The organism is Plantibacter sp. PA-3-X8 (assembly GCF_003856975.1).
GTDB classification, from domain to species: Bacteria; Actinomycetota; Actinomycetes; order Actinomycetales; family Microbacteriaceae; genus Plantibacter; species Plantibacter auratus.
In genome coordinates, this window is sequence record NZ_CP033107.1 from 1,441,430 (window position 1) to 1,464,102 (window position 22,673).

Annotated in this window: 25 protein-coding genes; 9 read left to right on the forward strand and 16 right to left on the reverse strand. The window is 70.1% G+C overall.

Translation table 11 applies throughout. The annotated features are described in order from the left end of the window. Nucleotides 1–122 precede the first annotated feature (122 nt). Both EAO79_RS06930 and EAO79_RS06935 read left to right on the forward strand, forming a co-directional pair. Nucleotides 123–1,043: an SMP-30/gluconolactonase/LRE family protein gene (locus EAO79_RS06930; protein WP_124768500.1), complete on the forward strand. Its 921-nt coding sequence runs from the start codon at nucleotides 123–125 to the stop codon at nucleotides 1,041–1,043. Between the two features lie 58 nt (nucleotides 1,044–1,101). After that, a complete protein-coding gene (locus EAO79_RS06935) occupies nucleotides 1,102–1,998 on the forward strand; it encodes an SDR family oxidoreductase (protein ID WP_124768501.1) in 897 nt (298 codons plus the stop codon). Between the two features lie 95 nt (nucleotides 1,999–2,093). On the opposite strand, the gene EAO79_RS06940 is transcribed toward EAO79_RS06935, so the two are convergent. From EAO79_RS06940 to EAO79_RS06950, 3 genes are read right to left on the reverse strand one after another with little or no spacing between them, the layout of a single operon-like run. After that, nucleotides 2,094–3,167 (reverse strand): YihY/virulence factor BrkB family protein, encoded by a 1,074-nt coding sequence (locus EAO79_RS06940; RefSeq protein ID WP_241161010.1) that lies wholly within the window; start codon nucleotides 3,165–3,167, stop codon nucleotides 2,094–2,096. Continuing rightward, on the reverse strand, nucleotides 3,160–3,402 hold the full coding sequence (locus EAO79_RS06945) for a DUF3618 domain-containing protein (protein WP_064297084.1): 243 nt from the start codon (nucleotides 3,400–3,402) through the stop codon (nucleotides 3,160–3,162). The genes EAO79_RS06940 and EAO79_RS06945 overlap by 8 nt, the downstream gene beginning before the upstream one ends. Further along, nucleotides 3,399–3,851: a phage holin family protein gene (locus EAO79_RS06950; protein ID WP_124768502.1), complete on the reverse strand. Its 453-nt coding sequence runs from the start codon at nucleotides 3,849–3,851 to the stop codon at nucleotides 3,399–3,401. The genes EAO79_RS06945 and EAO79_RS06950 overlap by 4 nt, the downstream gene beginning before the upstream one ends. 167 nt (nucleotides 3,852–4,018) lie before the next feature. Here EAO79_RS06950 and EAO79_RS06955 point away from each other — a divergent pair, with 167 nt between their 5' ends. Next, entirely contained in the window at nucleotides 4,019–4,933 is a 915-nt protein-coding gene (locus EAO79_RS06955; protein WP_124768503.1) for a VOC family protein, read from the forward strand. After that, nucleotides 4,930–5,562 carry an alpha/beta hydrolase gene (locus EAO79_RS06960; protein WP_124768504.1) on the forward strand — a complete coding sequence of 211 codons (633 nt, stop codon included), beginning with the start codon at nucleotides 4,930–4,932 and terminating at the stop codon, nucleotides 5,560–5,562. The genes EAO79_RS06955 and EAO79_RS06960 overlap by 4 nt, the downstream gene beginning before the upstream one ends. A 17-nt stretch (nucleotides 5,563–5,579) precedes the next feature. Here the strand turns inward: EAO79_RS06960 and EAO79_RS06965 are convergent, their stop codons facing one another. Further along, nucleotides 5,580–6,044, reverse strand: coding sequence for an Lrp/AsnC family transcriptional regulator (locus tag EAO79_RS06965; RefSeq protein ID WP_124768505.1), 465 nt, complete (start codon nucleotides 6,042–6,044; stop codon nucleotides 5,580–5,582). Between the two features lie 106 nt (nucleotides 6,045–6,150). Between EAO79_RS06965 and EAO79_RS06970 the strand changes: the two genes are divergently transcribed. Then, nucleotides 6,151–6,624, forward strand: coding sequence for a DUF2000 domain-containing protein (locus EAO79_RS06970; RefSeq protein ID WP_124768506.1), 474 nt, complete (start codon nucleotides 6,151–6,153; stop codon nucleotides 6,622–6,624). 59 nt (nucleotides 6,625–6,683) lie between these two features. Beyond that, the gene (locus tag EAO79_RS06975; protein WP_241161011.1) at nucleotides 6,684–7,382 is read left to right on the forward strand and encodes a Pr6Pr family membrane protein; all 699 of its coding nucleotides are present in this window, start codon (nucleotides 6,684–6,686) and stop codon (nucleotides 7,380–7,382) included. Nucleotides 7,383–7,396: 14 nt separating this feature from the next. Here EAO79_RS06975 and EAO79_RS06980 read toward each other — a convergent pair whose 3' ends face one another. After that, the gene (locus EAO79_RS06980; protein WP_124768507.1) at nucleotides 7,397–8,437 is read right to left on the reverse strand and encodes a medium chain dehydrogenase/reductase family protein; all 1,041 of its coding nucleotides are present in this window, start codon (nucleotides 8,435–8,437) and stop codon (nucleotides 7,397–7,399) included. A gap of 93 nt (nucleotides 8,438–8,530) precedes the next feature. Then, entirely contained in the window at nucleotides 8,531–9,076 is a 546-nt protein-coding gene (locus EAO79_RS06985; RefSeq protein ID WP_124768508.1) for a TetR/AcrR family transcriptional regulator, read from the reverse strand. A 57-nt stretch (nucleotides 9,077–9,133) separates the two neighbouring features. Between EAO79_RS06985 and EAO79_RS06990 the strand changes: the two genes are divergently transcribed. Next, on the forward strand, nucleotides 9,134–9,616 hold the full coding sequence (locus EAO79_RS06990; protein WP_124768509.1) for an SRPBCC family protein: 483 nt from the start codon (nucleotides 9,134–9,136) through the stop codon (nucleotides 9,614–9,616). A gap of 8 nt (nucleotides 9,617–9,624) precedes the next feature. On the opposite strand, the gene EAO79_RS06995 is transcribed toward EAO79_RS06990, so the two are convergent. Together EAO79_RS06995 and EAO79_RS07000 are read right to left on the reverse strand one after the other, a co-directional pair. Beyond that, complete coding sequence (locus tag EAO79_RS06995) at nucleotides 9,625–10,386, reverse strand: YqjF family protein (protein ID WP_124768510.1); 762 nt, start codon at nucleotides 10,384–10,386, stop codon at nucleotides 9,625–9,627. Further along, a complete protein-coding gene (locus EAO79_RS07000) occupies nucleotides 10,383–11,591 on the reverse strand; it encodes an FAD-dependent monooxygenase (RefSeq protein WP_124768511.1) in 1,209 nt (402 codons plus the stop codon). Before EAO79_RS07000 ends, EAO79_RS06995 begins: the two co-directional genes overlap by 4 nt. A 129-nt stretch (nucleotides 11,592–11,720) precedes the next feature. Here EAO79_RS07000 and EAO79_RS07005 point away from each other — a divergent pair, with 129 nt between their 5' ends. Then, nucleotides 11,721–12,704 (forward strand): alpha/beta fold hydrolase, encoded by a 984-nt coding sequence (locus EAO79_RS07005; RefSeq protein WP_124768512.1) that lies wholly within the window; start codon nucleotides 11,721–11,723, stop codon nucleotides 12,702–12,704. Between the two features lie 62 nt (nucleotides 12,705–12,766). Here EAO79_RS07005 and EAO79_RS07010 read toward each other — a convergent pair whose 3' ends face one another. From EAO79_RS07010 to EAO79_RS07030, 5 genes are all read right to left on the reverse strand, one after another. Continuing rightward, on the reverse strand, nucleotides 12,767–14,230 hold the full coding sequence (locus EAO79_RS07010) for an FAD-dependent monooxygenase (RefSeq protein ID WP_124768513.1): 1,464 nt from the start codon (nucleotides 14,228–14,230) through the stop codon (nucleotides 12,767–12,769). A gap of 159 nt (nucleotides 14,231–14,389) precedes the next feature. After that, nucleotides 14,390–14,995, reverse strand: coding sequence for a class I SAM-dependent methyltransferase (locus EAO79_RS07015; protein ID WP_124768514.1), 606 nt, complete (start codon nucleotides 14,993–14,995; stop codon nucleotides 14,390–14,392). A 26-nt stretch (nucleotides 14,996–15,021) separates the two neighbouring features. Then, complete coding sequence (locus tag EAO79_RS07020) at nucleotides 15,022–16,257, reverse strand: MFS transporter (RefSeq protein WP_124768515.1); 1,236 nt, start codon at nucleotides 16,255–16,257, stop codon at nucleotides 15,022–15,024. A gap of 155 nt (nucleotides 16,258–16,412) precedes the next feature. Next, the gene (locus tag EAO79_RS07025) at nucleotides 16,413–17,810 is read right to left on the reverse strand and encodes an alpha/beta fold hydrolase (protein WP_124768516.1); all 1,398 of its coding nucleotides are present in this window, start codon (nucleotides 17,808–17,810) and stop codon (nucleotides 16,413–16,415) included. Between the two features lie 4 nt (nucleotides 17,811–17,814). Next, nucleotides 17,815–19,011, reverse strand: a complete 1,197-nt coding sequence (locus EAO79_RS07030) for a DUF418 domain-containing protein (protein ID WP_164486913.1) — start codon at nucleotides 19,009–19,011, stop codon at nucleotides 17,815–17,817. A gap of 46 nt (nucleotides 19,012–19,057) precedes the next feature. Here EAO79_RS07030 and EAO79_RS07035 point away from each other — a divergent pair, with 46 nt between their 5' ends. After that, on the forward strand, nucleotides 19,058–19,636 hold the full coding sequence (locus EAO79_RS07035) for a TetR/AcrR family transcriptional regulator (protein WP_202938636.1): 579 nt from the start codon (nucleotides 19,058–19,060) through the stop codon (nucleotides 19,634–19,636). 16 nt (nucleotides 19,637–19,652) lie between these two features. On the opposite strand, the gene EAO79_RS07040 is transcribed toward EAO79_RS07035, so the two are convergent. The 3 genes from EAO79_RS07040 to hpaD form a co-directional block, all read right to left on the reverse strand. After that, nucleotides 19,653–20,864, reverse strand: a complete 1,212-nt coding sequence (locus tag EAO79_RS07040; protein WP_164486914.1) for a GNAT family N-acetyltransferase — start codon at nucleotides 20,862–20,864, stop codon at nucleotides 19,653–19,655. Between the two features lie 99 nt (nucleotides 20,865–20,963). After that, a complete protein-coding gene (locus EAO79_RS07045; RefSeq protein WP_124768519.1) occupies nucleotides 20,964–21,401 on the reverse strand; it encodes an HIT family protein in 438 nt (145 codons plus the stop codon). Nucleotides 21,402–21,520: 119 nt separating this feature from the next. Then, on the reverse strand, nucleotides 21,521–22,660 hold the full coding sequence (gene hpaD / locus EAO79_RS07050) for a 3,4-dihydroxyphenylacetate 2,3-dioxygenase (protein ID WP_124768520.1): 1,140 nt from the start codon (nucleotides 22,658–22,660) through the stop codon (nucleotides 21,521–21,523). Nucleotides 22,661–22,673: the final 13 nt, after the last annotated feature.

Consider the following 22,673-nt stretch of genomic DNA (forward strand, 5'->3'; position numbering starts at 1 on the left):
CCCTGAGCTGCGCCGCACTGAGTCTGTCGAAGTGTCGAAGGGCCCACGCACGCGGGTACCGGCCGGATGCTGGGAAAGCAAGCCCCGCGGGGACACCCGTCCGGGTCCGTACCGTGGAGGCAATGGATGTTCACCCACAGGTCTTCCGAGACACCCCCGCGATCCTCGTCGAGAGCATCTGGTGGGACGCCCGCACCGACGAGGTCGTCTGGGTCGACATCACCGCGGGCACGCTCCACCGCGGACGGATGGACGGCGCCGTGGACGGCAGTGACGACCGCGTCACCGAGCTCCCACCGCCGCTGAGCGCCGTGCAGCCGCGTGCCGCCGGCGGCTACATCGCCGCACTCGGTGACCGCATCGTCACCCTCGACGACGACGGGCTCATCGCCGAGACCCTGGCGAAGCTCGACCACGTCCACGCCGGCCTGCGCAGCAACGAGGCGAAGGTCGACCCGTACGGCCGGTTCCTCGTCGGCTCCATGAACGTCACCACCGGCGAACCGAATGCCGCCCTGTACCTGCTCGACGACACCGGACTCCGCACGCTCCTCGGCGGCTTCGGCGTCACCAACGGCTTCGAGTGGTCCGACGACGGTCGTACCGTGTACGTGACCGACACCACCGTGAAGACGGTCTACCGGGCGAGCACGGGAGAAGACGGCCGACTCGGGCCGCTGGAGCCCTTCCTCGTCGGCTACGACTCCGACGGCCTCGCGCTCGACACCGACGGTCGATTCTGGAACGGCGTCAACGGCGGTGGTCGCGTGCTCCGGTGGAGCCCGGACGGCACCGTCGAGGACGAGCTGAGCGTGCCGGCCCCGGGCGTCACGTCGGTGGCCTTCGGCGGGCCCGAGCTCACGACGCTCTTCGTCGGGACGGCCCGCGAGAACCTCACCGAGGCGGACCTGGTGGATGCACCGCTCAGCGGCGGCATCTTCCGATTCGACGGACTCGCGACCGGCCGACCCGTCAATTCCTACGGACGCCGATCGACCTCGGGGCCCGACCCGGCGACCGACCCGGCGACCGACCGCATCTGACCTGAACCATTCCGACCTGTCCGACCACGACCGAACACTGAACGAGAGGACCATCACCATGGCCAACGACCAGTACACCTTCACCGACCCGGCGAAGCTCTACGCCCACATCACCGCCGAGAAGCAGCACCAGCCCGAGCCAGGCCTCGACGCGAAGCTCGACCCGAAGGCCGACCTCGGCGAGGAGAGCTACCGCGGCTCGGGTCGTCTCACCGGCCGCAAGGCGCTCATCACCGGCGGCGACTCCGGTATCGGTGCCGCCACCGCGATCGCCTTCGCCCGCGAGGGTGCCTCCGTGGCCCTCTCCTACCTCCCGGAGGAGGAAGAGGACGCGCAGCGCATCGCCGGCATCGTCCGCGAGGCCGGCGCCACCGTCCTCACCCTGCCGGGCGACCTGCGCGACCCGTCCTACTGCCGCGACCTCGTCGCGCAGACGGTCGAGGGCCTCGGAGGACTCGACATCCTCGTGAACAACGGCGGCAAGCAGATGTTCAACGAGGACCTCACCACCCTCACGGACGAGCAGTTCGACGACACTTTCAAGACCAACGTCTACGCGATGTTCTGGCTCTCGAAGGCCGCCCTCCCGCACCTTCCGGCAGGCTCGTCCATCATCAACACGACGTCGATCCAGGCGTACTCGCCGTCGGACATCCTCGTCGACTACGCGTCCACGAAGGCGACCATCAACGCCTTCACGAAGGCGCTGGCGCAGCAGCTCGCGCCCAAGGGCATCCGCGTCAACGCGGTCGCTCCCGGCCCGATCTGGACGCCGCTCCAGGTGTCGGACGGACAGCCGCAGGAGAAGATCGCCGAGTTCGGCGAGGACACCCCACTCGGACGCATGGGCCAGCCGGCGGAGCTCGCTCCCGCCTACGTGTTCCTCGCGTCGGCGGAGTCGTCCTACGTCCTCGGCGAAACCCTGAACGTCAACGGCGGTATGCCCACGCCGTAACCCCGTCCCGCCCCACAGCAGCCCGCGAACTGTCACTTCCGGCTAGTCAGACGCCGTCCGACTAGCTTCTTCTGACAGTTCGCGGGCTGTTTGGGTCAGTCCGTGCGGTCCGCTGCACGTCGGACGCGACGTCCCTCGAGGGCGTCCTTCGCGTCGCGGTCGGCGAGCGCCCTGATCGCGGCGTCCGAGCGCAGGGGCAGCTGCAGCTCCTGCTCCGCGGCGACACCCGAGGCGAGCTGGCGGCCACGCTGGATCTCGATGTCGAGCTGGGCGCCGAACAGCAGCGCGAGGTTCGCGATCCAGATCCACAGCAGGAAGATGATGATGCCGGCGAGCGAGCCGTAGGTGGCGTCGTAGTTGCTGAAGTTCGCGATGTAGAACCCGAACCCGACCGAGGCGATGAGCAGGATCAGGAGCGCGGCGAGCGCACCGATGCTGATCCAACGGAACTTCTCCGGCTTGATGTTCGGCGTCGCGGTGTACAGCACGGCGATGACGAAGACGAGCGCGGCGGCCATGACCGGCCACTTCGCGATCGACCAGACGGTGAGGCCCGTCTCACCGAGACCGACCGCCTGTCCGATGGCCTGCGCGACGGGGCCGGACACGATGAGTGCGAGCGCGATCACCGAGATGACGAGTAGGACGACGAGGGTCACGCCGAGCTGCGTCGGACGCAGGGACCAGATCTTGCGACCCTCCTCGACCCCGTACATGCGGTTGAGCGCGCGACCGAAACCGCCCACGTAGCCGGATGCCGACCACACGGCACCGGCGATACCGGCGATGAGGGCGAAGCCGATCGCCGGCGACTCGACGAACTGGTTCACCGCGTCGGTCAGGAAGCCGAGGCTGTCGCCCGGTGCGAGGTTGCCGACGATCTCGAGCAGGGCGTCGGTGCCGTTGCGGCTCTGTCCGAAGAGGCCGAGGATCGAGACGAGCGCAAGGACCGCCGGGAAGAGCGACAGGATCGCGAAGTAGGTGAGCCCTGCGGCGAGGTCGGTGCACTGGTTCGAGGTGAAGGAGTGCAGCGTCCGCTTCAGGACGTAGCCCCAGGGGACGGGGACGCGCTGGGGGTTCATCGTCTCTTCCGCGTGGTCCGCATCGCGGTTCCGCGGATCGTCTGGCATGCTGCGCTCGAGGCGGTCCTCCTTGGTGGGCTCAGACACGGTGCCCTCGGTTCGCACGCCACAGCAGAACGCCGGCGCCGACGACCGCGACCGACGCGACGACGATGGCGGTGGTACGCAGGTGGTAGGCCACGGCGGTGCGGACGTCGAACTTCTGGAAGAGGAGGTCGAGCGTCTGCGCGAGGTGTTCGCGCGTCTGTTCGACGTCGAGCTGCAGGGTGTTCAGACCGGCACCCTCGGGGGGAGTGGGGCGGGCGAGATCCTGGTCGCTCATGCTGCGGCCTCCTTGGTGTCGTGCTTCGAGTCGTGCTGCTGATCTGCGAGGTGGTCGCCGGTGAGGGCTTCGACACTGCGCTCGGGAACGGGCTTCGCGCCGGCCTTGAGCTTCTTGACGCCGACGAGCGCCAGGATCCCGGCGACGAGGATGAGGACGACGCCGACGATGAGGGCGGCGAGCCAGGCGGGGAGCACGGTGGCGAGTCCGAGGACGGCGGCCGCGATGAGCGTCCCGAAACCGAAGAGCACGAGCACCAGGGCGACGACCAGCATCCCCGCGCCGATCCCGAGGTCCTTGGCCTTCTTCGTCATCTCCGCCTTGAACAGGGCGATCTCGCCCGTGACGAGGCGGACGATGTCCTCGCGGAGGTCGGTGAGGAGGGTCTTCATGGGAGGAAGTCCGCGGCGACTCCGTCTGCGGTCGGCCGCGCTGCTGGCATCGGTCATGTGAGCACTCTTCTCGTTGTGGTCCTCCAGCCCACACCCCTCGCGCGCGCGAGACAAGGGCTTGACAGGCGTGTCGGCCGATCGCGGAATACGGCGACACTCAATTGGTTACATCTACAAGTAAACGGGGTAGCCTGTACCGACCCCATCACCCGATCGGAGACCGAATGTCCGCTGTGCTCGACGAGCGTCTGCTCGCCCCGGAGACGTCGATGGGCGCGGTCACGCTCCGCGTCGGCGACCTCGACCTCATGTCCGGCTACTACGCCAACGCCTTCGCGATGGAGCCGCTCGAGGAGCGCAGCCGCGACCGCGAGGTGCACCGGGTGCTCGGTCGTGGCGACACCCCGCTCGTGCGGCTCGTTCACACGCCAGACCTGCCGGCCGTCGACCGGCGGCAGGCCGGCCTGTTCCACACGGCGTTCCTGTTCGAGGACGAGTCGAGCCTCTCGGCGACGGTCTATCGGGCCGCGCAGGACCCCCGCGGACAGTTCGTCGGGTCGAGCGACCACTTCGTGAGCGAGGCGTTCTACTTCACCGACCCGGAGGGGAACGGCGTCGAGCTGTATACGGACCGCCCGCGCAGCAGCTGGGTGCGCTCGGGCGACCAGATCGCCATGACCACCACCTACCTCGACCCGAACGCCTACCTGCAGCGGCACCTCACGGAGGACGCCCTCGGCGCCGGGCCCTCGTTGGCCGGTGCCGTCGGGCACGTGCACCTGCAGGTCGGAGACCTCCAGACCGCCCGAGCCTTCTACGTCGACGCCCTCGGATTCGAGACGACGCAGACCGAGTACCCCGGCGCGATCTTCGCCTCCGCCGGCGGGTACCACCACCACATCGCGATGAACGTCTGGAACAGCCAGGGCGCCGGTCCTCGCGCGGCCGCCCTCGGCCTCGGCGACGTGTCGATCACCGTCCCCGACCTCGCGAACCTCGATACGCTGGCCGCGAGGCTGCGCGCCCGCGCGATCCCCTTCGACGCGGACGGTCGTTCCGTGACCGTCTCCGACCCGTGGGGGACCCGCGTGACCGTGGCCCTGCCCGACCTGTCGACCGAGGAGCTGCTGTCCCGATGACCACCGCACTGCGCGACGTCCGTTCCGCCGACTGGGCCGACGCCGCGTCGTCCGCTCCCGTCGTCGCGGTGCTCCTCCACGGCTACGGCTCCAACGAGCACGACCTCACCGGTCTCGTCGGGCCGCTCGCGCTCGGCATGCCCTGGGTGTCGCTGCGCGCGCCGCTCGAGATGGGCCACGGTGGCGCGGCCTGGTTCGAGATCACGACGCCGGGCAACCCGGACCCGGAGCCGATCGCCCGCGCGACGGACGCCGTCTGGGGCTGGATCGACGAGCACGTGTCGGCCGAGGCGCGCGTCGTGCCCATCGGCTTCTCGCAGGGCGGCTTCATGGCCTCGCAGCTGCTGCGCACGCGACCCGAGCGGGTCGTGGCGCCGGTCATCCTCGCCGGGTTCGTGCTGAGTGCGCCGCAGCCCGGCGACGAGATGCTGGCAGCGACGAAACCCGCGGTGTTCTGGGGACGGGGTCTCGAGGACCGCGTCATCGCCGCGCCGGCCGTCGCGCGCGCCGCAGCGTGGTTGCCGCTGCACACGACCCTCACCGAGCGCACCTACCCGGGCCTCGCCCACGGGATCGACCAGGCCGAGATCGACGACGTCCGTGGGTTCCTCGGCGAGCACGTCGGCTGATCTGTCGCCACAGTCGCTCAGTCCCTCGTCTCCGCGGGCATCACCACGTGCGGTCGCACATGCTCGTAGACGACGCTCGTCCGGACGTCCGCGACCTCCTCGCGCTCGGTGAGCTTGTCGATGACGAAGGCGTAGAGCGCGTCGTTGTCGGTGACGGCGACCTGGAGCAGGAAGTCCTCGTTCCCGGAGACGACGAAGACGCCGATGGTCTCGGGGAGGGTGATCGCCCAGCTGCGGAACGCGTCGATGTTGACGCGCGACGGCGGTCGGATCCGGATCGCGATGAGCGCCTGGACCGAGCGACCGAGCGACGGCAGATCGACGTCGAGTCGCGCGCCGCGGATGACGCCGCGGCGGTACAGGCCGCGGGTCCGGTCGAGCGCGGTGGTGGGCGAGACGCCGACCGCGGCAGCGATGTCCCGGTTGGTGCGCCGTGCGTCGCGCTGCAGTTCGCGCAGGATCGCCGTATCAAGTTCGTCCATGCGGTCGATTGTGCCAGTTCGTCCGGACGATGTACGGGGTTGAATTCGCTGTGGTACCGCCCGACATAGCCTGATGGTCGATTCACGTACGACATCAGGGAGAGACATGACGGAACAACAGCTCGTCGGCTTCGCGCCGGAGGAGATCGACACGGCGGCGCCCACGCGGTCCGCCCGGCTGAAATGGGTCGTCGTCGTGCAGCAGGACCTCCCGGTCGGTCGAGCCGTGAATGCGGCGGCCTGCGTCGCTGCGGCGATCGGAGCCAGCGTGCAGGGACTCCTCGGGCCGGACGCCCTCGATGCCGACGGCTCGGCTCATCCCGGACTGCCGTGGGCCGGGTGCAGCGTGTTGTCCGCTCCGGCTGAGCAACTGGCGGCGATCCGGGCCAAGGCGGCGGGCTCGGATGGCGTGCTCGTCGTCGACATGCCGGAAGCGGCCCAGCTCACCCGGGTCTACGACGAGTATCTCGAAGCAGTGGCGGCGACCGCGCCGGACGAACTCGCCCCGCTGGCCGTCGCGCTGGTCGGGCCGCGCAACCGGGTGGACCGGATCGTCGGGCGACTGCCGCTGCTGGCCTGAAAGCGCACGCGTCAGGGCTTGAGGGAGGTGGGGTGCGGCGGGCTGGCTAGGGTTGGCGGGTGAGCACCACCGTCCATCCCCCGCAGGTCGCGCCGTCCGCAGCCGTCGTCACCGCCAGCCGCGTGATGTACCTCCTGATCGCCGTGATCATCGCGACCTCGCTCGTCATCCAGATCGTCCTCGTCATCACCGGCGGCGCCGACGCCCGCTCGGGTGGCGTGGACATGTCCGTCGGACTGGCGACCCGCTTCGCTCGCATCTTCAGTGCGTTCACGATCCTCAGCAACCTCATCGTGCTCGCGGTGTCCGTCCTGCTGGCGATCGACCCCCTGCGTGACGGTCGGCTCTGGCGGGTCGCGCGGCTCGACGCCCTGCTCAGCATCGTCATCACCGGCATCGTGTACGCGGTGGTGCTGGCGCCGCAGGTGAACCTCACGGGGTGGGCGCTCGTCATCACGATCGGGTTCCACTACCTGTCCCCGTGGCTCACGCTCGGCGCCTGGCTCGTGTTCGGTCCGCGTCCGCGCTTCACCTGGAGCACCGTCGCCTGGGCGTTCCTCTGGCCGCTCGCCTGGGTGGTCTTCACCTTCATCCGTGGCGGTATTACCGGCTGGTACCCCTACCCCTTCCTCGATGCGACGCAGCTCGGCTTCGACGGTGCCGTCCGGAACGCGCTCATGGTGCTCGTCGTCGCGATCGTGTTCGCCGTGCTGCTCAAGCTCGTCGACCGGGTGCTGCCCGCCGCGCTCCGCCGCTGAGGTGAGGCGCAGGCTCACGGGTGCAGGACCACCTTCCCGTTGAGCGTCCGCGACTCGGCGAGCTCCATGGCGGCGACGATCTCGGTCAGGGGGAATCGGGCGGCGATGTTCGCGGTGATGTCGCCGTGCTCGAGGAGTCGGAAGACCTCGCCGAGGTCGGCCTCCAGGTGGCGGCGGAAGCGGGCGGGACGGAAGCGGTGGCCTGCCCACAGGTCGTAGAAGGTCGAGCTGCGGCCGTTCGGGAGGGCCGTCCAGAGCAGCGCCTGACCGATCGCCAGCAGGAACGGCGCCATCAGCGGTCCCGTGCCGCCGACCGTTGAGATGATCGAGTAGGTCACGAGCGTGCCGCCGCGCGCGAGGAGTCCGAAGGCCGTGCGGGTCGTCTGGCCGCCGACGTTGTCGAAGACGGCGTCGACCCCGTTCGGCGCCAGCTCGCGAACGCGTGTCGCGAGCTCGGGGTCCGCGTAGTCGACGGGGATGACGCCCGCCGCGCGGAGTGCCTCGTGATGCCGGGGTGACGCCGCACCGATGACCCGGACGCCGTGGAGCCGCGCCAGCTGGATGAGGATTCCGCCGACACCGCCGTTCGCACCGAACAACAGGATGGTCTGGCCCGGCTGGACCCGTGCCGCGCGGTGCAGCATCTGCCAGGCGGTGACGCCGTTCACGACGACCGTCTCGGCGTCCTCCGAGCTCACGCGGTCTGGCACGAGGATGCTGTCGCGCGCGGCCACGACGGCGTGGGTCGCCCAGGCGCCCGTCTTGGTCAGGGTCGCGACCCGCCTGCCGATGAGGGTCGCGTCGCCACCGGGGCCCACCTCGAGCACCCGTCCGACGAGGTCGTACCCCGGGACGAACGGGAACGCCGGCTGGCCGAAGTACCGGCCCTTGCGCATCGACTGCTCGGCGAAGGAGACCCCGGTCGCCTCCATCTCGACCAAGAGCTGGCCGGCGTCGGGAGTCGGCGTCGGCACGGTGGCCAGTTCGAGGCCGGACGGCTCGACGAGGCCCGGCAGGACGACCTGGGTGGTGGTCGCGGATGGTGTGGTGTGCATGGTGTGTTCCGATCTCGTGATGGTTGTGTGTGACTGAACAGTCACAAATGTGGGTATGAAAATTCGCGGGTGCGGTCGGTGGCTCGGAGTCGATCAGTCGTGCCGGATGCCGTGGTCGACGACGCGCGCCCAGTCGGCGTCGACGTCGCCGAGGCCCGCCTGCACGACGAGGTGGCAGAGCTGCCCGTAGGCGAGACTGCGCTGGACCGCGCCGGCGTCCGCCCCGGAGTCACGGGACATGACGCGCACCACGAGTGCGAGCCCGGAACGGACCGCCTCCTGGATCTCGGGGACGTCGCAGGCGCTCTGCGCGTGCACCTGGAGGGCGATGAGACTGCGGTCGCGGATGAGCTCGATGTACGCCTGGGTCATCGCGTCGAGCTTGTCGTCCGGGCTCCACTCCGGGTGGTCCTCGACGGCTGCGGACATCGCGTTCGCGACCTGCTCGTAGCAGTGCTCGACAGCGGCTACGAAGAGGCCGAGTTTGCCGTCGAACAGGCGGAAGACGTAGGCGGGGGAGATCTTGGCCGCCGCAGCGACGTCCGCGACGGGGGTGGCGCGGTAACCGGCGATCGAGAAGACCTCCACCGCACTCGCGACGGTGCGGACGCGTTGATCCTCGGCGGTCGATCGGCTCATGTGACTGATTGAACACGAACAAGCGATACCCGTCAAGCACCCGTGTCAGGATGGGGCATGCCCGTCGTCGAATCCCGCTGCACCGTGCCCGTCCCGCCCGACGTCGCGTTCGCGATCTCCCAGACCACCGGCGAGACCCGGATGCGCTGGGATCCGTTCATCCGGAGGCAGTACTTCCTCGACGGCGCGAAGGAGGCCGCCAAGGGCGTCCGCACCTTCACCGTCCAGCGGTTCGGGTTCCGGATGGTCAGCGAGTACGTGTCGTACCACCCGCCGACCAACGTCGGTATGAAGATGACGAAGGGCTCATGGTTCTTCGAGCGGCTCGCCGGCGGCTGGCGCTTCAGCCCGGTGGAGGGCGACGACCAGCGCACCCTCGCCGTCTGGCGCTACAACTTCACGTGCAAGCCGCGGTGGCTGGCGCCGATCGCCGAGCGCATCGGTGCGATCGTCCTGCAGCGCGACATCGACCGCCGCATCCGAGGCTTCGCGCGCGGCTGTGAGGATCCCGCCGTGCTCGCCGCGGTCGCTGCGGACTGATCCGCCACTCAGCGGGCGAGGAACGAGCCGATGCCGAATCGGGCGGTCACGCCGGGGCTGAAGAGCACCGAGTCGGGCTCGTGCTCGACGACACCCGGGAGGCCCGCCGCCGCGCAGAGTTCGTCGCGCAAGGAGGTGACGCACGCCGGGTGGAGCACCCAGGGTTCGTGCTCGTTCGGCAACCACTGCGTCCGACCGAAGCGGCTCTGGAAGAGCCCCCACCGCGCCGTCAGGAACTGCGACAGCTCGTCGTCGACGGTCGTCGCGCGGTCGACATCGACGCCGAGCTGGAAGCCCGGACCTCGTGTCGTCGGCGACGTCGTGATCCGCCGCGACGCGTACTCCCAGCCGTCGTCCGTCGGTCGCTGCGCGGTCCGCGCCCACTGGTAGGGCAGGCCGAACATCGCGCGAGCCGCGAGGACCGCCGGCAGGCTCGACGCCTCGAGCGACCGGAACACGACGCCGCGACGCCCCTCGCTGTCGACCCCGTACAACCGGACGTTCACCTCGGTGAAGGAGCCGCCGATGGGCGACGGTGGCAGCGGACCGATGCGGGCGTCGCCCAACTGGAAGGCGATCAGCCCGACCCAGGTGGAACCGTCGAAGACGTCGGGGACCACTCCGGGCGGGAGCAGTGGCGCGACGGCGCTCGCCGGGACGCGCCAGTGGACGAACGCCAGGTCCCGCCATTCCTGCGCGGCGACGACCGGGCCGGACAGTGCCGGTGCGGTCACGGAGATCGCAGCGGGCTTGCCGGTGGAGGTCGTCATGCCAGGTGCTCGTACTCGGGCAGGTCGATCTTGTCGGCCGGCGGGGAGAACAACTGCGCACCGACGAGCTTCGCCGGCTTCGAGCCGGCCACGCGGAGTGCGGTGCGGAACGCCGCGACGCCGGGTTTCGAGGTCGGGTTGGCGAGCTGCGGCGTACCCGGCGGCAGCGACTGGGCCTGCTCGACGTAGGGGCGCATGATCCGTTCGTACCCGCGGAAGGCGTCCCGGTGGTGCACGTGCGCCGCCAGCTCACCGGCCAGCACGTAGGCGCCGACGATCGACAGGCTCGTCCCCATGCCGCTGACGGGCGACGCGCACCAGGCCGCGTCACCGAGCAGTGCGACCCGTCCGGATGCCCAGCGGGGCGTCCTGACCTGGCCGATGGACTCGTAGTAGACGTCGTCGCTGTCGTCGAGATGCTCGAGGATCCGGTTCGCCTGCCAGGGGAGTCCGACGAACCGGTTCCTGAGATGCCGTCGCTGCGCGTCGAGGTCGCGGCGCGCGGGGACGACGCCGTCGCCGCGGTCGGAGGTGACCTCCGTGAGGACGGCCCGGGTGGTGCCGTGCCGGTCGGGTCGGAGCGTGACGCTGCGGCCGCCGACGCCCGAATACCACTGCCACCACGGCACGTCGGCGTCGTCGCGCGGAATGGTGAGGTACGTCATCTCGAGCCCGAGGGACCGGGTCACCGCCTCGCCGGGGAAGGCCAGCTCACGCGTCGACGATCGGATGCCGTCCGCCGCGATCACGAGGTCGAACGCCTCATCCTCGCCATGTGCGAAGGACACGAGGACCCGTTCACCGTCGTCGTCGAGCCCGGTGATGTGGTCGCCGTACCGGTAGCTGGTGGTGCCGTCCGTCGCGTCGATGAAGATGCGGGCCAGGTCGCCACGGAGGATCTCGACCTCGGCGGTCGCGCCGTCGGTCTCGGAGTCCGACACCGGGAACTCGGCGATCGTCTCACCGGCGTCACCGACGAACCGGGTTCCGCGCTCGCCGGTGGTCGCCTCGCGTGCCGCGTCCTCGAGGCCCGCGCGTCGCAGGACCTCGCGAGCAGCGCCCCGCACGTCGATGTTCTGGCCGCCGTCGCGGAACGCCGGCGCGCGCTCGACGACCGTCGTCTCCCAGCCGTAGCGGTTCAGCCAGAACGCCAGGCCGGGGCCGGCGATGCTGGCTCCGGAGATCAGGACGCGGGGAACGGTCATCGTGGTGCCACCTCTCAGGGAGCGTGGGATTGCCGCTCCGGTCGCCTCCATCATCGCGCTCGCCGATCCGAATCCCGCATGGTTGACAGCTCCGGCGGTGCAGGCGTCGCCCGCTTGTACGCTGGGGGCATGTCGAGGATCGAACGCAAGCGTCGCAAGCGGAGTGTGCGGGTCGATCGCGTCTACGACGGCGACGTCTACGTCCGGGTCAACTCCGTAGGGTCCAGCGGGGATCGCTCCTTCATCCTCATCCCCGGCATCGGTGTCTCGTCCACGTACTTCGAGCGCCTCGCGCCGCACCTCAACGAGTTCGGGCCGGTGCACGCGCTCGACCTCCCCGGCTTCGGCGGGGTGCCGCACCCCTCGTCGACGCTCACGATCCGCGAGTATGCGGACCTCGTCGGTCGGGTCATCGACGAGCTCGATCTCAAGGACCCGATCATCGTCGGCCACTCGATGGGCAGTCAGGTGGTCAGCGACCTCGTCTCCCGTCGCCCCGAGTTGTCGACCCTCATCCTCATCGGACCGGTCGTCGTGCCGGGTCAGCGGCGGGTGCTCACCCAGGCGGTCCGGTTCCTGCAGTCGAGTTGGCACGAACCGCTCACCGTGAAGGTGCTGGCTGTCAGCGCCTACGTCTTCTGCGGCTTCAAGTGGTTCTCGCGGGTCCTGCCGGAGATGCTGACCTACCCGATCGAGGAGGCCCTGCCGAAGGTGCAGGCGCACACGCTCGTGATCCGCGGCGAGTACGACGCCGTCGCGCCGCGCGAGTGGGTGGAACGGGTCGGCGAACTCCTGCCCTCCTCACGCCTCTGGGAGATCCCGGGTGCTGCGCACTCCGTCATGTACGCGCACGCCGAGGAGGTCGCGAAGCTCTGCGTCGACCACGCCAGGCGCACGGTGGCGGACGGCGACGACGACCGACTCCAGGTCTACCCCGAGGACTCGGACGGGAGCGACGACAAGGAACCGGAGGCGCCGCAGCCCGCGGCCATCATCCAGGCCGTCGGAGGTCGGATCGAGGAGACGATCGGGATCGTCACAGACGACGACGACCGCGTGGCCGAGGGGAAGTCGCAGGTGGCCGACGCGGTCGCCTCCATCGACCACGACTGAGCGCTCGCTGAGATGCGGCGGATCGTCGCTGAGCCTCGGGCCGGGCGACGAACCGCCTCACCTCACCGTGTCGGCTCGCCGAACCAGCGCCGGAGGGCCGGCTTGAGCGGCTCCCGCCCGTCGGCCAGCCAGACCACGTGACCATCCGGGCGCAGGAGCACCGCCGTGGCCGCGAGCTCCGGGGTCGTGGTGACGACTCGGTCGACGCGGTCCGCCCAGCCGGTGACGGTGTCGGTTCCGGACTGGTCGAGCAAGAGTCCGCGACCCTGATGGAGGAGGGCGAACAGGCGCCCGCCGTCGGTCAGGGCCATATCGCGCAGCCGTCGACCGAGCAGCGACCCGTCGTCCGAGCCGCTGTCCACCGCTGCGCCGGGACCTCCGACGTCGTATCGGATGCCGGTGGAAGCGATCCGCTCGCCCAGGAAGCGGGCCACGTCGTCGAACCGCATCAGCTCCGAGAACAGCCGACGCACCGCCTGCGGGCCGGGGTCGGGGGACAGGAGGACGCTCTGCGCTCGGGTGAGCGTGAGGACGTCGTCGGCGACCGGGCGGCGCTCCATCGCGTAGGTGTCGAGGAGGTCGGCCGGTGCCCAGCCGGCGAGCTCGGCGGCCAGCTTCCATCCGAGGTTGAACGCGTCCTGGACCCCGAGGTTGAGGCCCTGCCCGCCGAGGGGCGGGTGCACGTGGGCGGCGTCGCCAGCGATCAGCACGCGGCCGACCCGGTAGCGCTCGGCGAGTCTCGTCGCATCGGTGAAGCGCGACAGCCAGCGCGGGGAATGTGCGCCGAAGTCGGTCCCGGCGAAGCGCTCGAGCCGGGCCCGGAACTCCTGGATCGTCGGAGTCGCCAGGCGTTCGTCGGCGGGGGCGTCGGCGGGCGCCACCGCGCGGAAGAAGCCGCCCGACACCGGTCCGATGCCGAAGCCACGGTGCGTCTTCCGGACCTCGTCGGCGATGGCGGCGACCTCGTCGGCCGGGAGGGTGACCTGGATCTCCGCGAGGATCCACTCGGTCTGCGCGGGCTCGCCTGGGAAGCCGATGCCGAGGCTCTTCCGGACGGTGCTCCGCCCGCCGTCGCATCCGACGAGCCACCGTGCCCCCAGGCGCTCACCGTCGTCCAGCTCGACGGTGACGCCGTCATCGTCCTGTTCGAGGCCGACGAGTCCGTTCCCGCGCCGCAACTCGGCACCGAGCTCGAGCGCGCGTTCGGTCAACAGCCGATCGGTGACCGGCTGCGGGAGACCGAGGATGTAGTCGTGCGCGGTGTCGAGCGGTACGGGTCGCGGCGGGACGATCCCGGCGAAGTGACCGGCGGCGCCCGGGTACCGCGTGCCCTCGGCGAGGAACCGGTCGAGGATGCCGCGCTGGTCGAGGATCTCGATGCTCCGCGGGTGGAGGCCCAACGACCGCACCGCAGGGCTCGGCTCGGCGTCCCGCTCGAGGACGAGGACGTCGACCCCGTGGAGCCGGAGTTCGGCTGCCAGCATCATGCCGGTCGGGCCGCCACCGCTGATGATGACGTCGTGCATGAGGACCCCGTTCTCGCGGTCGGAGGCGACCGCGGCCACCCATTCTGGAGGCCGGAGGGGGTCTTGCGGCAAGCCCCGGTGCCCGGCATACTCTGGAAATGCAGCGGCAGTGAGATGCGGCGGACCGTCGCTCAGCCTCGGGCCGGGCGACGAACCACCTCACCTCACCGCGTCGGCTCGCCGGGCCAGGACCGCGCCGTGGGGCCGCTGGTCGAGGCTCGTCCTGGTGTGCGTCTCGACGACCTCGAAGCCCGCCCGGCGCACCCGCTCGGCCAGCTCCATGACCGGCCAACGATAGGCCGTCACCACGGCATGGTCGAACGCCTCGACCGCCGGACCCTCGAAGCAGCCGACCAGCAGTTCGCCGCCCGGTCGGAGCACGCGTCCGAACTCCGCGAGCGGTGTCTCGATCGTGTCGGGACGGTGGTGGATCAGCGAGTACCAGGCGAGGACGCCGCCCACCGATCCGGTCTCGGCGTCGAGGGCGTCGAGGCTGCCGAGGTCGAACCGGGTCTCCGGGTGCTCGGCGCGGGCATGCGCGATGAACTCGGGGACCAGATCGACGCCACGGATGTCGAGCCCGCGCGAGGCGAGGTACGCCGTCCAATGGCCCGGGCCGCAGCCGGCGTCCAGCGCGGGACCGGCGATCCGGTCGGCCCAGGAGGTCACGAGCTGCCGGTCCGACGGGTGCACTGACGCCATCGTGCCCAGCAGCGTCGCGTACTCGGCGGACCGACGGGCATAGGCGTCTCGGACGGTGCGCATGCTCTCACCGTATCGATAGGCCCCGATCACGTTCGCGGTGAGTCGTCCCCGGTGGACGACTCACCCGGCGTGAGCCTGGCGAGCGTCGCCGCGACGAGGACGACGACGGCTGCCGCCGCACAGATGCCGACGACCGCGGTGGGTGCCCCGGTCGCCTGGATGAGGACGCCGGCGATCGCACTGCCCGCTGCCGCCCCGATGTTGTGTCCCGTGTTCACCCAGGTCGTCGCGGCGTTCTGCTGGTACCGCCCACCGGCTGCGTGCGCGGCGACGTAGGAGACGATCATGATCGGCGAGAAGAACAGCCCGGTGACCGCGAGGACGACGCTGACGGCGAGGAAGCCGGTCACCGCGGCGATGAGCGATGCCGAGACGAGCAGTGCCCCCGCGAGTGCGACCAGCTGGCGGACGGCCGACCCCGGGACCGAGAGTGCCCCGTAGAGCAGCCCGCCGAGGGCGCTCCCGCCGGCGAAGAGTCCGAGGGCGATGCCCGCGGCGGCCGCACCACCGTGTTCCGCGAGCACGACCGGTACGGCGACACTGATCGTGCCCGAGACCGCCCCGGCGACCAGCACCGGCAGGAGTATGGCGATGAAGCGGGCGTCGAGTAGGAGTGACCGCCCACGGTCCTGCCGGGGGACGCTGCGATCCTGCGGCGCCATGCTGCCGACGGTCGAGGTGCTCACGAAGAGGAGTCCGCCGATGAGGACGAACCCGGCGGGCACGAGGAGCGCCGTCCCCGGGGCGATGACGGCGAGGGCCAACCCGGCCGCCGCGGGTCCCGCGAGGTAGAGGAGTTCCTCGACGACCGCATCCAGGCTGAGTGCCTTGCGCAGGAGTTCACCGTCTGGCGTGAGTCGACCCCAGGCGACTCGCATCGTCGGCCCGAGTGGGGGAGCGAACGCGCCCGCCAGTCCCGCGAGCGTGATCAACAGCGCCCCGGGAGCGGCGGTGAGCGACGCGACGGCCAGGCCCGCGATGGCGCCACCGAAGACGAGGACCAGGATGGCCAGGACGCGACGCGCGCCGTGGCGGTCGATGAACCAGGCCCGAAGCGGTGCGAGGAGGCTCGCCGTTGCGCCGTAGACGGCCACCGCGACACCCGCGAGGGCGATCGAACCCGTCGCCTCGGAGACCGCGTAGAGCAGGGGGAGCAGTACCAGCGCGTAGGCGGATCTGCCGACGAGAGCGGACCCGAAGGTCAGCGGGACATGGGGAAGTGCGAGCACGTCGAGATAACGCGCTGTCCGGGTGGACGACATGAGAAGGACTCCAGTGAAACGGGCGCGCTCGACGGCGCGCGGGGTGATCAGGATCGGGACGACGAGCGTCGGGGACGACGCGCGGGCCGATCAATCACGAACTGGAGACATGTGGGGCAGCCTATCGGCAACGACGAGCGCCGTGCTGCCGTCCGCTACAGCGTCGTCAGGAACGCCCGGATGTCGTCCGCGAGGAGCTCGGGCTCCTCGTGCGGGGCGAAGTGGCCGCCTCGGGGCATGGTCGTGAACCGTCGCACGGCGTAGCTCCGCTCGGCCCAGCTGCGCGGCGGGCTCGCCAGGTCGTGCGGGAAGAGCGCGACCGCGGTCGGCACCTCGACCCGGTCGACACGCGTCGTGATCCCGGTCGCGGACTCGTAGTACGGGCGGAGTGAGGTGCCGATCGCGTTCGTGAACCAGTAGACGGAGGCGAGTGTCGCGAGGTAGTCGTCGCTGAACCGGGATGAGACGTCGCCGCCGCAGTCGCTCCAGGCCCGATGCTTCTCGAGGATCCACGAGAGTAGGCCGACTGGGGAGTCGGACAGCGCTGGAGCGAGCGTGAGCGGACGCGTGTGGTGCTGATGCTCATACGCACCCTCCTCGGCGTCCCAGGCCTCGACCCGGGCGAGATGCGCCTGCTCCTCCTCGGTGAGCGTCTCGGCGTCGACCTCGAGCGGCGCGGCGACCGCGAGGAGGTGGATGCCGGCGACCGCCTCTGGATGCGCCTGCGCGAGCCGAGAGGTGATCCCGGCCCCGAGGTCGCCTCCATGGGCGGCGTACCGGGCGAAGCCGAGGTGATCGTGCATCAGCGTGTGCCACAGCTCGTGCGTCTGATCGCCGAAGGTCGGGCGTTGCGGCGAGAACGGCAGGCCGGGCAGCGCTGGGACGATGACGGTGACGGCGCTCGCCGGGTCTCCGCCGAAGTGGGACGGCGTCGCGAGGCGCCTGGCCAGCTCGACGAGTTCGAGCGCGGTGCTCGGCCAGCCGTTCGTGAGGACGATCGGGATCCCGCCTGGAGCCTCGGCGTCGAACCGGAGGTAGGCGATGGTGGCTCCATCGATCTCCGCCCGGTGCCACGGCAGGGCGTTGATGTCCCGCTGCTGTGCCGCCCAGTCGAAGTCGTCCGCCCAGTAGGTGACGAGTCGCCGCAGCTCGTCCTGGTCGGTGCCGGCTTCCCAACCGGCGGTCGGCCACCGGTCAGGCCAGCGGGTGTCGTGGAGTCTGCGGCGGAGGTCGGCGAGGTCGTCGTCGCTGACCTCCATGACGGTCCGGCCCGCTGGCGACCGGGTCACCTGGTAGCGGCGTTCGATGCCCGCGGTCGCGCGGCCCCACTCGCTGGACGCGACGCGGGCCTGGTGTGCTGCGAACGACTCGTCGTCCTCGAAGACCTCGGCGACGTCCCAGACGAGCGGGTCGTCCGTCGGCGTCACCTCGAATGACACGCACCCCGGTTCGGCGCGGGTGAGTGCGACATGCTCCGGCAGATGGGTCTCGACGATCGCCACGTCGGTCGGTGTTGCGCAGATCAACTGGCCGGTCAGGTGCACGGTGGTCATGGTCTCACCGTAGCGAGGGTCGGCCCTCCGGCTGCTTCGTCCCGAGCTCCGCACCGCGTTTCCAGAGCCACTCGACGGGGCCGAGCGCGAATCGCCGGAGCCAGAGGTGGGCGAAGCCGGTCACGAGCGCGGCGATGACGACGACCGCGGCGACGGTGACCGCGACACGCCAGGGAGCGGTGAGTTCGGCGAGGCCGAGACCCCAGCCGTAGAAGATCGCGCCACCGAGGAGGTTTTGGAGCAGGTAGGCGCTCAAGGCGACCTTCCCGAGTTCGCGGAGGCGTGAGGCGATCCAGCCGTCGGTGCCGAAGCGACGACAGAGCTCGACGGTGGCGCCGAGGATCCCGAGCGCCACGAGGGGTGCGGCCAGGTAGCGTTCGGCGAGGAGCCCCGCGGTGCCTCCGGCGATGCCCAGCAGCAGGTCGACCGGCAGTGCGCACGCCCCGATGATCATCAGGCGGCGTCGGAGTCGACCACCGGTCTCACCGAAGACCCCGGCATGGAAGAGGTGTGCGCCGGCGAGGAACATCGCGAGCGTGAGGAATCCGATCAGCGCGGGCTCCGCGCGGAAGACCCCCATGTTGTCGAGCCGGAAGACCGCCAGGCCGAGGAACGAATCCGTGGCGTAGGGGCTCGGTCCGGCGGGGAGCGGGAGGTCGCCCGACACCGCCGGCGTCGTGGCGATGAACGCGACGATCGCGCTGATGAGGAGGACGTGCAGTGCGCCGAAGACGGCGATCATGGCGCGCTGGGCGCGGGGCCTCGTGAGCAGGAGCCAGGCGACGATGGCGCCGGTGACCGCATAGCCCATGAGGACGTCGAACTCCGCGATGAGGACGTAGTTCACGGCACCGTCGATGAGGAGCAGGGTGGCGCGCCACAGGTACCGGCCCGGCCAGCGCTGCTCGCGTCGGCGTGCAGTGGCGTGCTGGATCGCGAGTCCCGCGCCGAACATCAGGGTCAGGAGGGCGAGGAACTTACCCTGCGTGAGCGCCATGAGGGCGAGCTGGATCGTGCCCGCCGCGGGGCCGGTCTCCGGCGTCACCGGGGCCGAGAGCATCCCGAGCAGACCCCAGGGGTGCGAGAACACCCAGATGTTCGTGCCGAGCGTGCCGAGGATCGCGAGTCCGCGGACCACGTCGAGTGCGGCGATGCGTCGGGAGGTCGGCAATGATGGCGGCAATACGCTCGTATTGGTCATGTGAAGACCGTACCCTGTCGAGTGGGCGATGGCGAAAGCGGAGGCGATGACCGAGCAGGACACGAACAGGGATCGGATCCTCGATGCACTGCTGCGGATCATGGCGTCGCGCGGTGCCGATGCGCTGACCATCCGCACGGTCGCGAGCGAGGCCGGTGTCTCCGTCGGCGCGGTCCAGCATCACTTCCCGACGAAGGACCGACTGGTCGTCGCGGCGATGACCGAGGTCAACGAGCGGTTCCGTCGGCGTGTGGCAGCACGGCTCGAGGCGGTGAACTCCGAAGAGGAACGACTTCGGATCTTCTGTCGTGAGATCGCCTGTGTCGAGGGTGACGACCTGACCGACGGGATCGTCTGGGTCGCCTTCGCCGCTCGGGCGAGCACCGAGACCGAGGTGCGCGCGATCCACGCCGCTGACTGGGCCCGCACCGAGGAGGTCCTCCTGCGGCTGCTCGTCGCAGCGTTCCCGGAAGACGGCCTGGCCGCGGACGATGCGGCACTCCTGCTCGCGGTGCTCGACGGCATCGCGGTCGCGCGAGCAGCGGAGCAGTCGGACCGGATGACCCCGGAGCGCGCCGAACGCCTGATCGACGCGACGCTGCTGGGCCTGCGCCGCGCGGACTGAGCCACGCCGGTCCGGCTCAGTCGGCGTCCAGGTCGAGCTCGACGAGATAGCCGACCAGCCGGGGCTCGACCTCGCCCGGTGGTGGCGGGTCCGTCGTCTGCGCCGCTCGAGCGGCAGCCTCTGATGCCTGCGCCGCTGCGCGTGCCGCGGCCGCCGCTGCCTCTGCCCCTGCCTGGGCGTCGGGGTGATCGATCCCGCGCGTGAGTGGGATCCGCGGTGTCTCCTCGACGACGGGCGGTCCGGGGACGGTCTCGTGTTGGGTGACGTACGCGGAGGGTCGCATCGCCGCGATCATCGGGCTGTCCGGCGAGCCGAAGAAGCGAGCCGGGGTGGAAGAGACTCCGGGCGGCAGCGGTGGTCGCTTGGTGTGGATGAGGCGCGAGGGGATCGACACCCTCGACAGCTTCGCCAGCCTGCCCGTCAGGCGCTCCGGCGCGGGACTCTCCTCGTGGTGCATCTCGACACCGTCGATCTGCGCCGTGAGGTCCGCACCGATCGCCTCAATCAGCCAGGTCCGCTGTCCGTCGTCGACGGGCCAGACGGAGAGGGTCACCCGTTGGCCGGTTTCCAGCGGCCCGCCGCAACAGCCCCACTCCCAGGGGCTGAGCCAGAGCGTCCGCCGGGTCCTCCGTGCCGAATCCGTGGTGGCGGATCGGAGGCGCGAGACCAGCTCGATTGTGGGTGCGGTCAGGACGCGGAGGGCGATCGCGTCGCCGGGCATCGGTACATGGCCGAGCTCGCTGAGTCCCCAGCTGCGGTACATCGCTGCCGCGTCGCTCGCGCGCTCGTAGACGCCGATGAAGGTCTGTGTCTCCGTCCGGTCCTGCAGCAGCGCGGCCAGGCAGCCGCGGGCGACCCCACGTCCGCGCTGATCCTCCGCGACGGCGAGTTCGTGGACCACGACGGCGTCCTCCGGCCGCGCGAGCGCAGCCGATGCCGTACTGCTGGAGTCGGCCAGTTGCGCCAGGATGCCGAGCCAGGCCGGGTCGGCATCGAGGCCGTGGGCGAGCGCGAAGCCCACGACCCGGCCGTCGACCGTGGCGATGACGAGGCGTCCGCCGCGGTGCCCGAGATGCTCCGGGCCCCACTGCCGGATGGTCGCGAGGTCGATCGCGTCCTCGTTGTACGGCTCGGCGGTGAACGCCGCGACGAACAGCTGCGTGACCTCACCCCACACGCCGTCGGGTGCGGATCCGGTGAACGAGGTGTAGCCGACCGGGCTCATCATCCAGCCAGCATAGGGAAGTGGCAGAGCATCGAGCCCGCGAAGTGAGGCAGATCGTCGCATGAGCGGCGAGCGTGCGACCGTTCGACTCAACTCAGTGCATCAGTTCGTTGAGTCGAGTTCCGAGCTCAGGGCGGCGCGCTCAGCTGCGTCCAGCGGGACGAGTGGATAACGGCTCGCGTCCTCACGGAACTCATAGCCGTCACCGGTGGCACGCGGAATGACGTGGAGGTGGGCATGGGGGACGCCCTGGTCCGCAGCCGCGCCGTTCGACATCAGCAGATTCGTCCCTTCGACAGCGTTTCCGAAGACGTTTCGGATCGCTCGATCCGCGCGCTGCGCGACGACAACCATCTCGCTGATCTCCGTGGGATGGAGTGCCGTGAGGTCTGGCGCGTGGCGTGTCGGCAGGACGAGCACATGGCCACGATTGATCGGGTGGCGGTCGAGGACAGCGATGACACCGGTTCCCCGAGCGACCACGTCGAACGTGCCCTCAGTGATGTTCGTGCAGAAGTCACAAGCGTCGTCCGCGTTCATGGAGCTGACCCTAACCGACCGTGCCTTCTCACGGACGTGTGTCCCCGGAGAGGGTTCGTTCGCCCATGTTTGGGCCAGCGAACACTGCGTCGCCCAGAGATGGGCGAACGAACCGAGGCCTAGAGCGTGTTGCCGAGCTTGAAGCCCTGCGCTTCGTCGCCCTTGCGGGTGTAGGAGAAGCCGTCGGCACCGATGGTGACCTCGAGTTCGGAATCGTCGGTTCGAGAGACGACCGGCTTCGGCTCGCCGTCGAGGTCGAGGACGAGCGATGCGTCGGTGTACCAACTCGGCACGACGGCGTTGCCCCACCAGTCGCGACGCTGGTTGTCGTGCACGTCCCACGTGACCACCGGGTTGTCGGGGTCGCCCGTGTAGTAGTCCTGGGTGTAGATCTCGATCCGGTGGCCGTCGGGGTCGCGGATGTACAGGTAGAACGCGTTCGAGACCCCGTGCCGGCCGGGGCCGCGCTCGATGACGTCCGACATCCGCAGCGCGCCGAGCTTGTCGCAGATCGCGATGATGTTGTGCTTCTCGTGCGTCGCGAACGCCACGTGGTGCATGCGCGGTCCGTCGCCACCCGTCATCGCGGTGTCGTGCACCGTCGGCTTCCGGCGCATCCAGGCCGCGTACGTCGTCCCGGCCTCGTCCTGGATGTCCTCCGTCACGCGGAACCCGAGGTCCTCCATGTACGCGACCGCCCGCGGCACGTCGGGCGTCACTTGGTTGAAGTGGTCGAGCCGCACGAGCGCGCCCGGCGTGTACAGGTCGTAGCGCCACGCCAACCGCTCGACGTGCTCCACGTCGTAGAAGAACTCGTAGGGGAACCCGAGCGGATCCTCGACGCGCACCGAGTCGCCGATGCCCTTCACATACCCCTCGGCCCGACGCTCCACCCGGCACCCGAGCTCCGTGTAGAAGGCGACCGCGCGGTCGAGGTCCTCAGGACTCCGCACCCGGTAGCTGAACGCCGCGACCGCCGCCACCGGCCCCTGCCGCAGCACGAGGTTGTGGTGGATGAACTCCTCGAAGCTCCGCAGGTAGACGGTCGTCTCGTCCTCCTCCGTGACCACGAGGTCGAGGACGTCGACGTAGAACTTCCGGCTCGCGGCGAGATCCGTGACGACGATCTCCATGTACGCGCAGCGGAGGATGTCCGGCGGGGTAGCGGCGGGCGTCGGGATGCGGTTCACCGGCACAGGGATCGGGTCGGTGGCGGTCACGACGGGCTCGGCCGACGACGGGGTGATGGGGTTCGACATGATCTGCGTCCTT

What these genes read in the sequence shown, in the direction of transcription:
- EAO79_RS06930 (WP_124768500.1), top strand. Translation starts at nt 123, where the DNA reads ATGGATGTTCACCCACAGGTCTTCCGAGACACCCCCGCGATCCTCGTC.
- EAO79_RS06935 (WP_124768501.1), top strand. Translation starts at nt 1,102, where the DNA reads ATGGCCAACGACCAGTACACCTTCACCGACCCGGCGAAGCTCTACGCC.
- EAO79_RS06945 (WP_064297084.1), bottom strand. Translation starts at nt 3,402, where the DNA reads ATGAGCGACCAGGATCTCGCCCGCCCCACTCCCCCCGAGGGTGCCGGT.
- EAO79_RS06950 (WP_124768502.1), bottom strand. Translation starts at nt 3,851, where the DNA reads ATGACCGATGCCAGCAGCGCGGCCGACCGCAGACGGAGTCGCCGCGGA.
- EAO79_RS06955 (WP_124768503.1), top strand. Translation starts at nt 4,019, where the DNA reads ATGTCCGCTGTGCTCGACGAGCGTCTGCTCGCCCCGGAGACGTCGATG.
- EAO79_RS06960 (WP_124768504.1), top strand. Translation starts at nt 4,930, where the DNA reads ATGACCACCGCACTGCGCGACGTCCGTTCCGCCGACTGGGCCGACGCC.
- EAO79_RS06965 (WP_124768505.1), bottom strand. Translation starts at nt 6,044, where the DNA reads ATGGACGAACTTGATACGGCGATCCTGCGCGAACTGCAGCGCGACGCA.
- EAO79_RS06970 (WP_124768506.1), top strand. Translation starts at nt 6,151, where the DNA reads ATGACGGAACAACAGCTCGTCGGCTTCGCGCCGGAGGAGATCGACACG.
- EAO79_RS06980 (WP_124768507.1), bottom strand. Translation starts at nt 8,437, where the DNA reads ATGCACACCACACCATCCGCGACCACCACCCAGGTCGTCCTGCCGGGC.
- EAO79_RS06985 (WP_124768508.1), bottom strand. Translation starts at nt 9,076, where the DNA reads ATGAGCCGATCGACCGCCGAGGATCAACGCGTCCGCACCGTCGCGAGT.
- EAO79_RS06990 (WP_124768509.1), top strand. Translation starts at nt 9,134, where the DNA reads ATGCCCGTCGTCGAATCCCGCTGCACCGTGCCCGTCCCGCCCGACGTC.
- EAO79_RS06995 (WP_124768510.1), bottom strand. Translation starts at nt 10,386, where the DNA reads ATGACGACCTCCACCGGCAAGCCCGCTGCGATCTCCGTGACCGCACCG.
- EAO79_RS07000 (WP_124768511.1), bottom strand. Translation starts at nt 11,591, where the DNA reads ATGACCGTTCCCCGCGTCCTGATCTCCGGAGCCAGCATCGCCGGCCCC.
- EAO79_RS07005 (WP_124768512.1), top strand. Translation starts at nt 11,721, where the DNA reads ATGTCGAGGATCGAACGCAAGCGTCGCAAGCGGAGTGTGCGGGTCGAT.
- EAO79_RS07010 (WP_124768513.1), bottom strand. Translation starts at nt 14,230, where the DNA reads ATGCACGACGTCATCATCAGCGGTGGCGGCCCGACCGGCATGATGCTG.
- EAO79_RS07015 (WP_124768514.1), bottom strand. Translation starts at nt 14,995, where the DNA reads ATGCGCACCGTCCGAGACGCCTATGCCCGTCGGTCCGCCGAGTACGCG.
- EAO79_RS07020 (WP_124768515.1), bottom strand. Translation starts at nt 16,257, where the DNA reads ATGTCGTCCACCCGGACAGCGCGTTATCTCGACGTGCTCGCACTTCCC.
- EAO79_RS07025 (WP_124768516.1), bottom strand. Translation starts at nt 17,810, where the DNA reads ATGACCACCGTGCACCTGACCGGCCAGTTGATCTGCGCAACACCGACC.
- EAO79_RS07030 (WP_164486913.1), bottom strand. Translation starts at nt 19,011, where the DNA reads ATGACCAATACGAGCGTATTGCCGCCATCATTGCCGACCTCCCGACGC.
- EAO79_RS07035 (WP_202938636.1), top strand. Translation starts at nt 19,058, where the DNA reads ATGACCGAGCAGGACACGAACAGGGATCGGATCCTCGATGCACTGCTG.
- EAO79_RS07040 (WP_164486914.1), bottom strand. Translation starts at nt 20,864, where the DNA reads ATGATGAGCCCGGTCGGCTACACCTCGTTCACCGGATCCGCACCCGAC.
- EAO79_RS07045 (WP_124768519.1), bottom strand. Translation starts at nt 21,401, where the DNA reads ATGAACGCGGACGACGCTTGTGACTTCTGCACGAACATCACTGAGGGC.
- hpaD (WP_124768520.1), bottom strand. Translation starts at nt 22,660, where the DNA reads ATGTCGAACCCCATCACCCCGTCGTCGGCCGAGCCCGTCGTGACCGCC.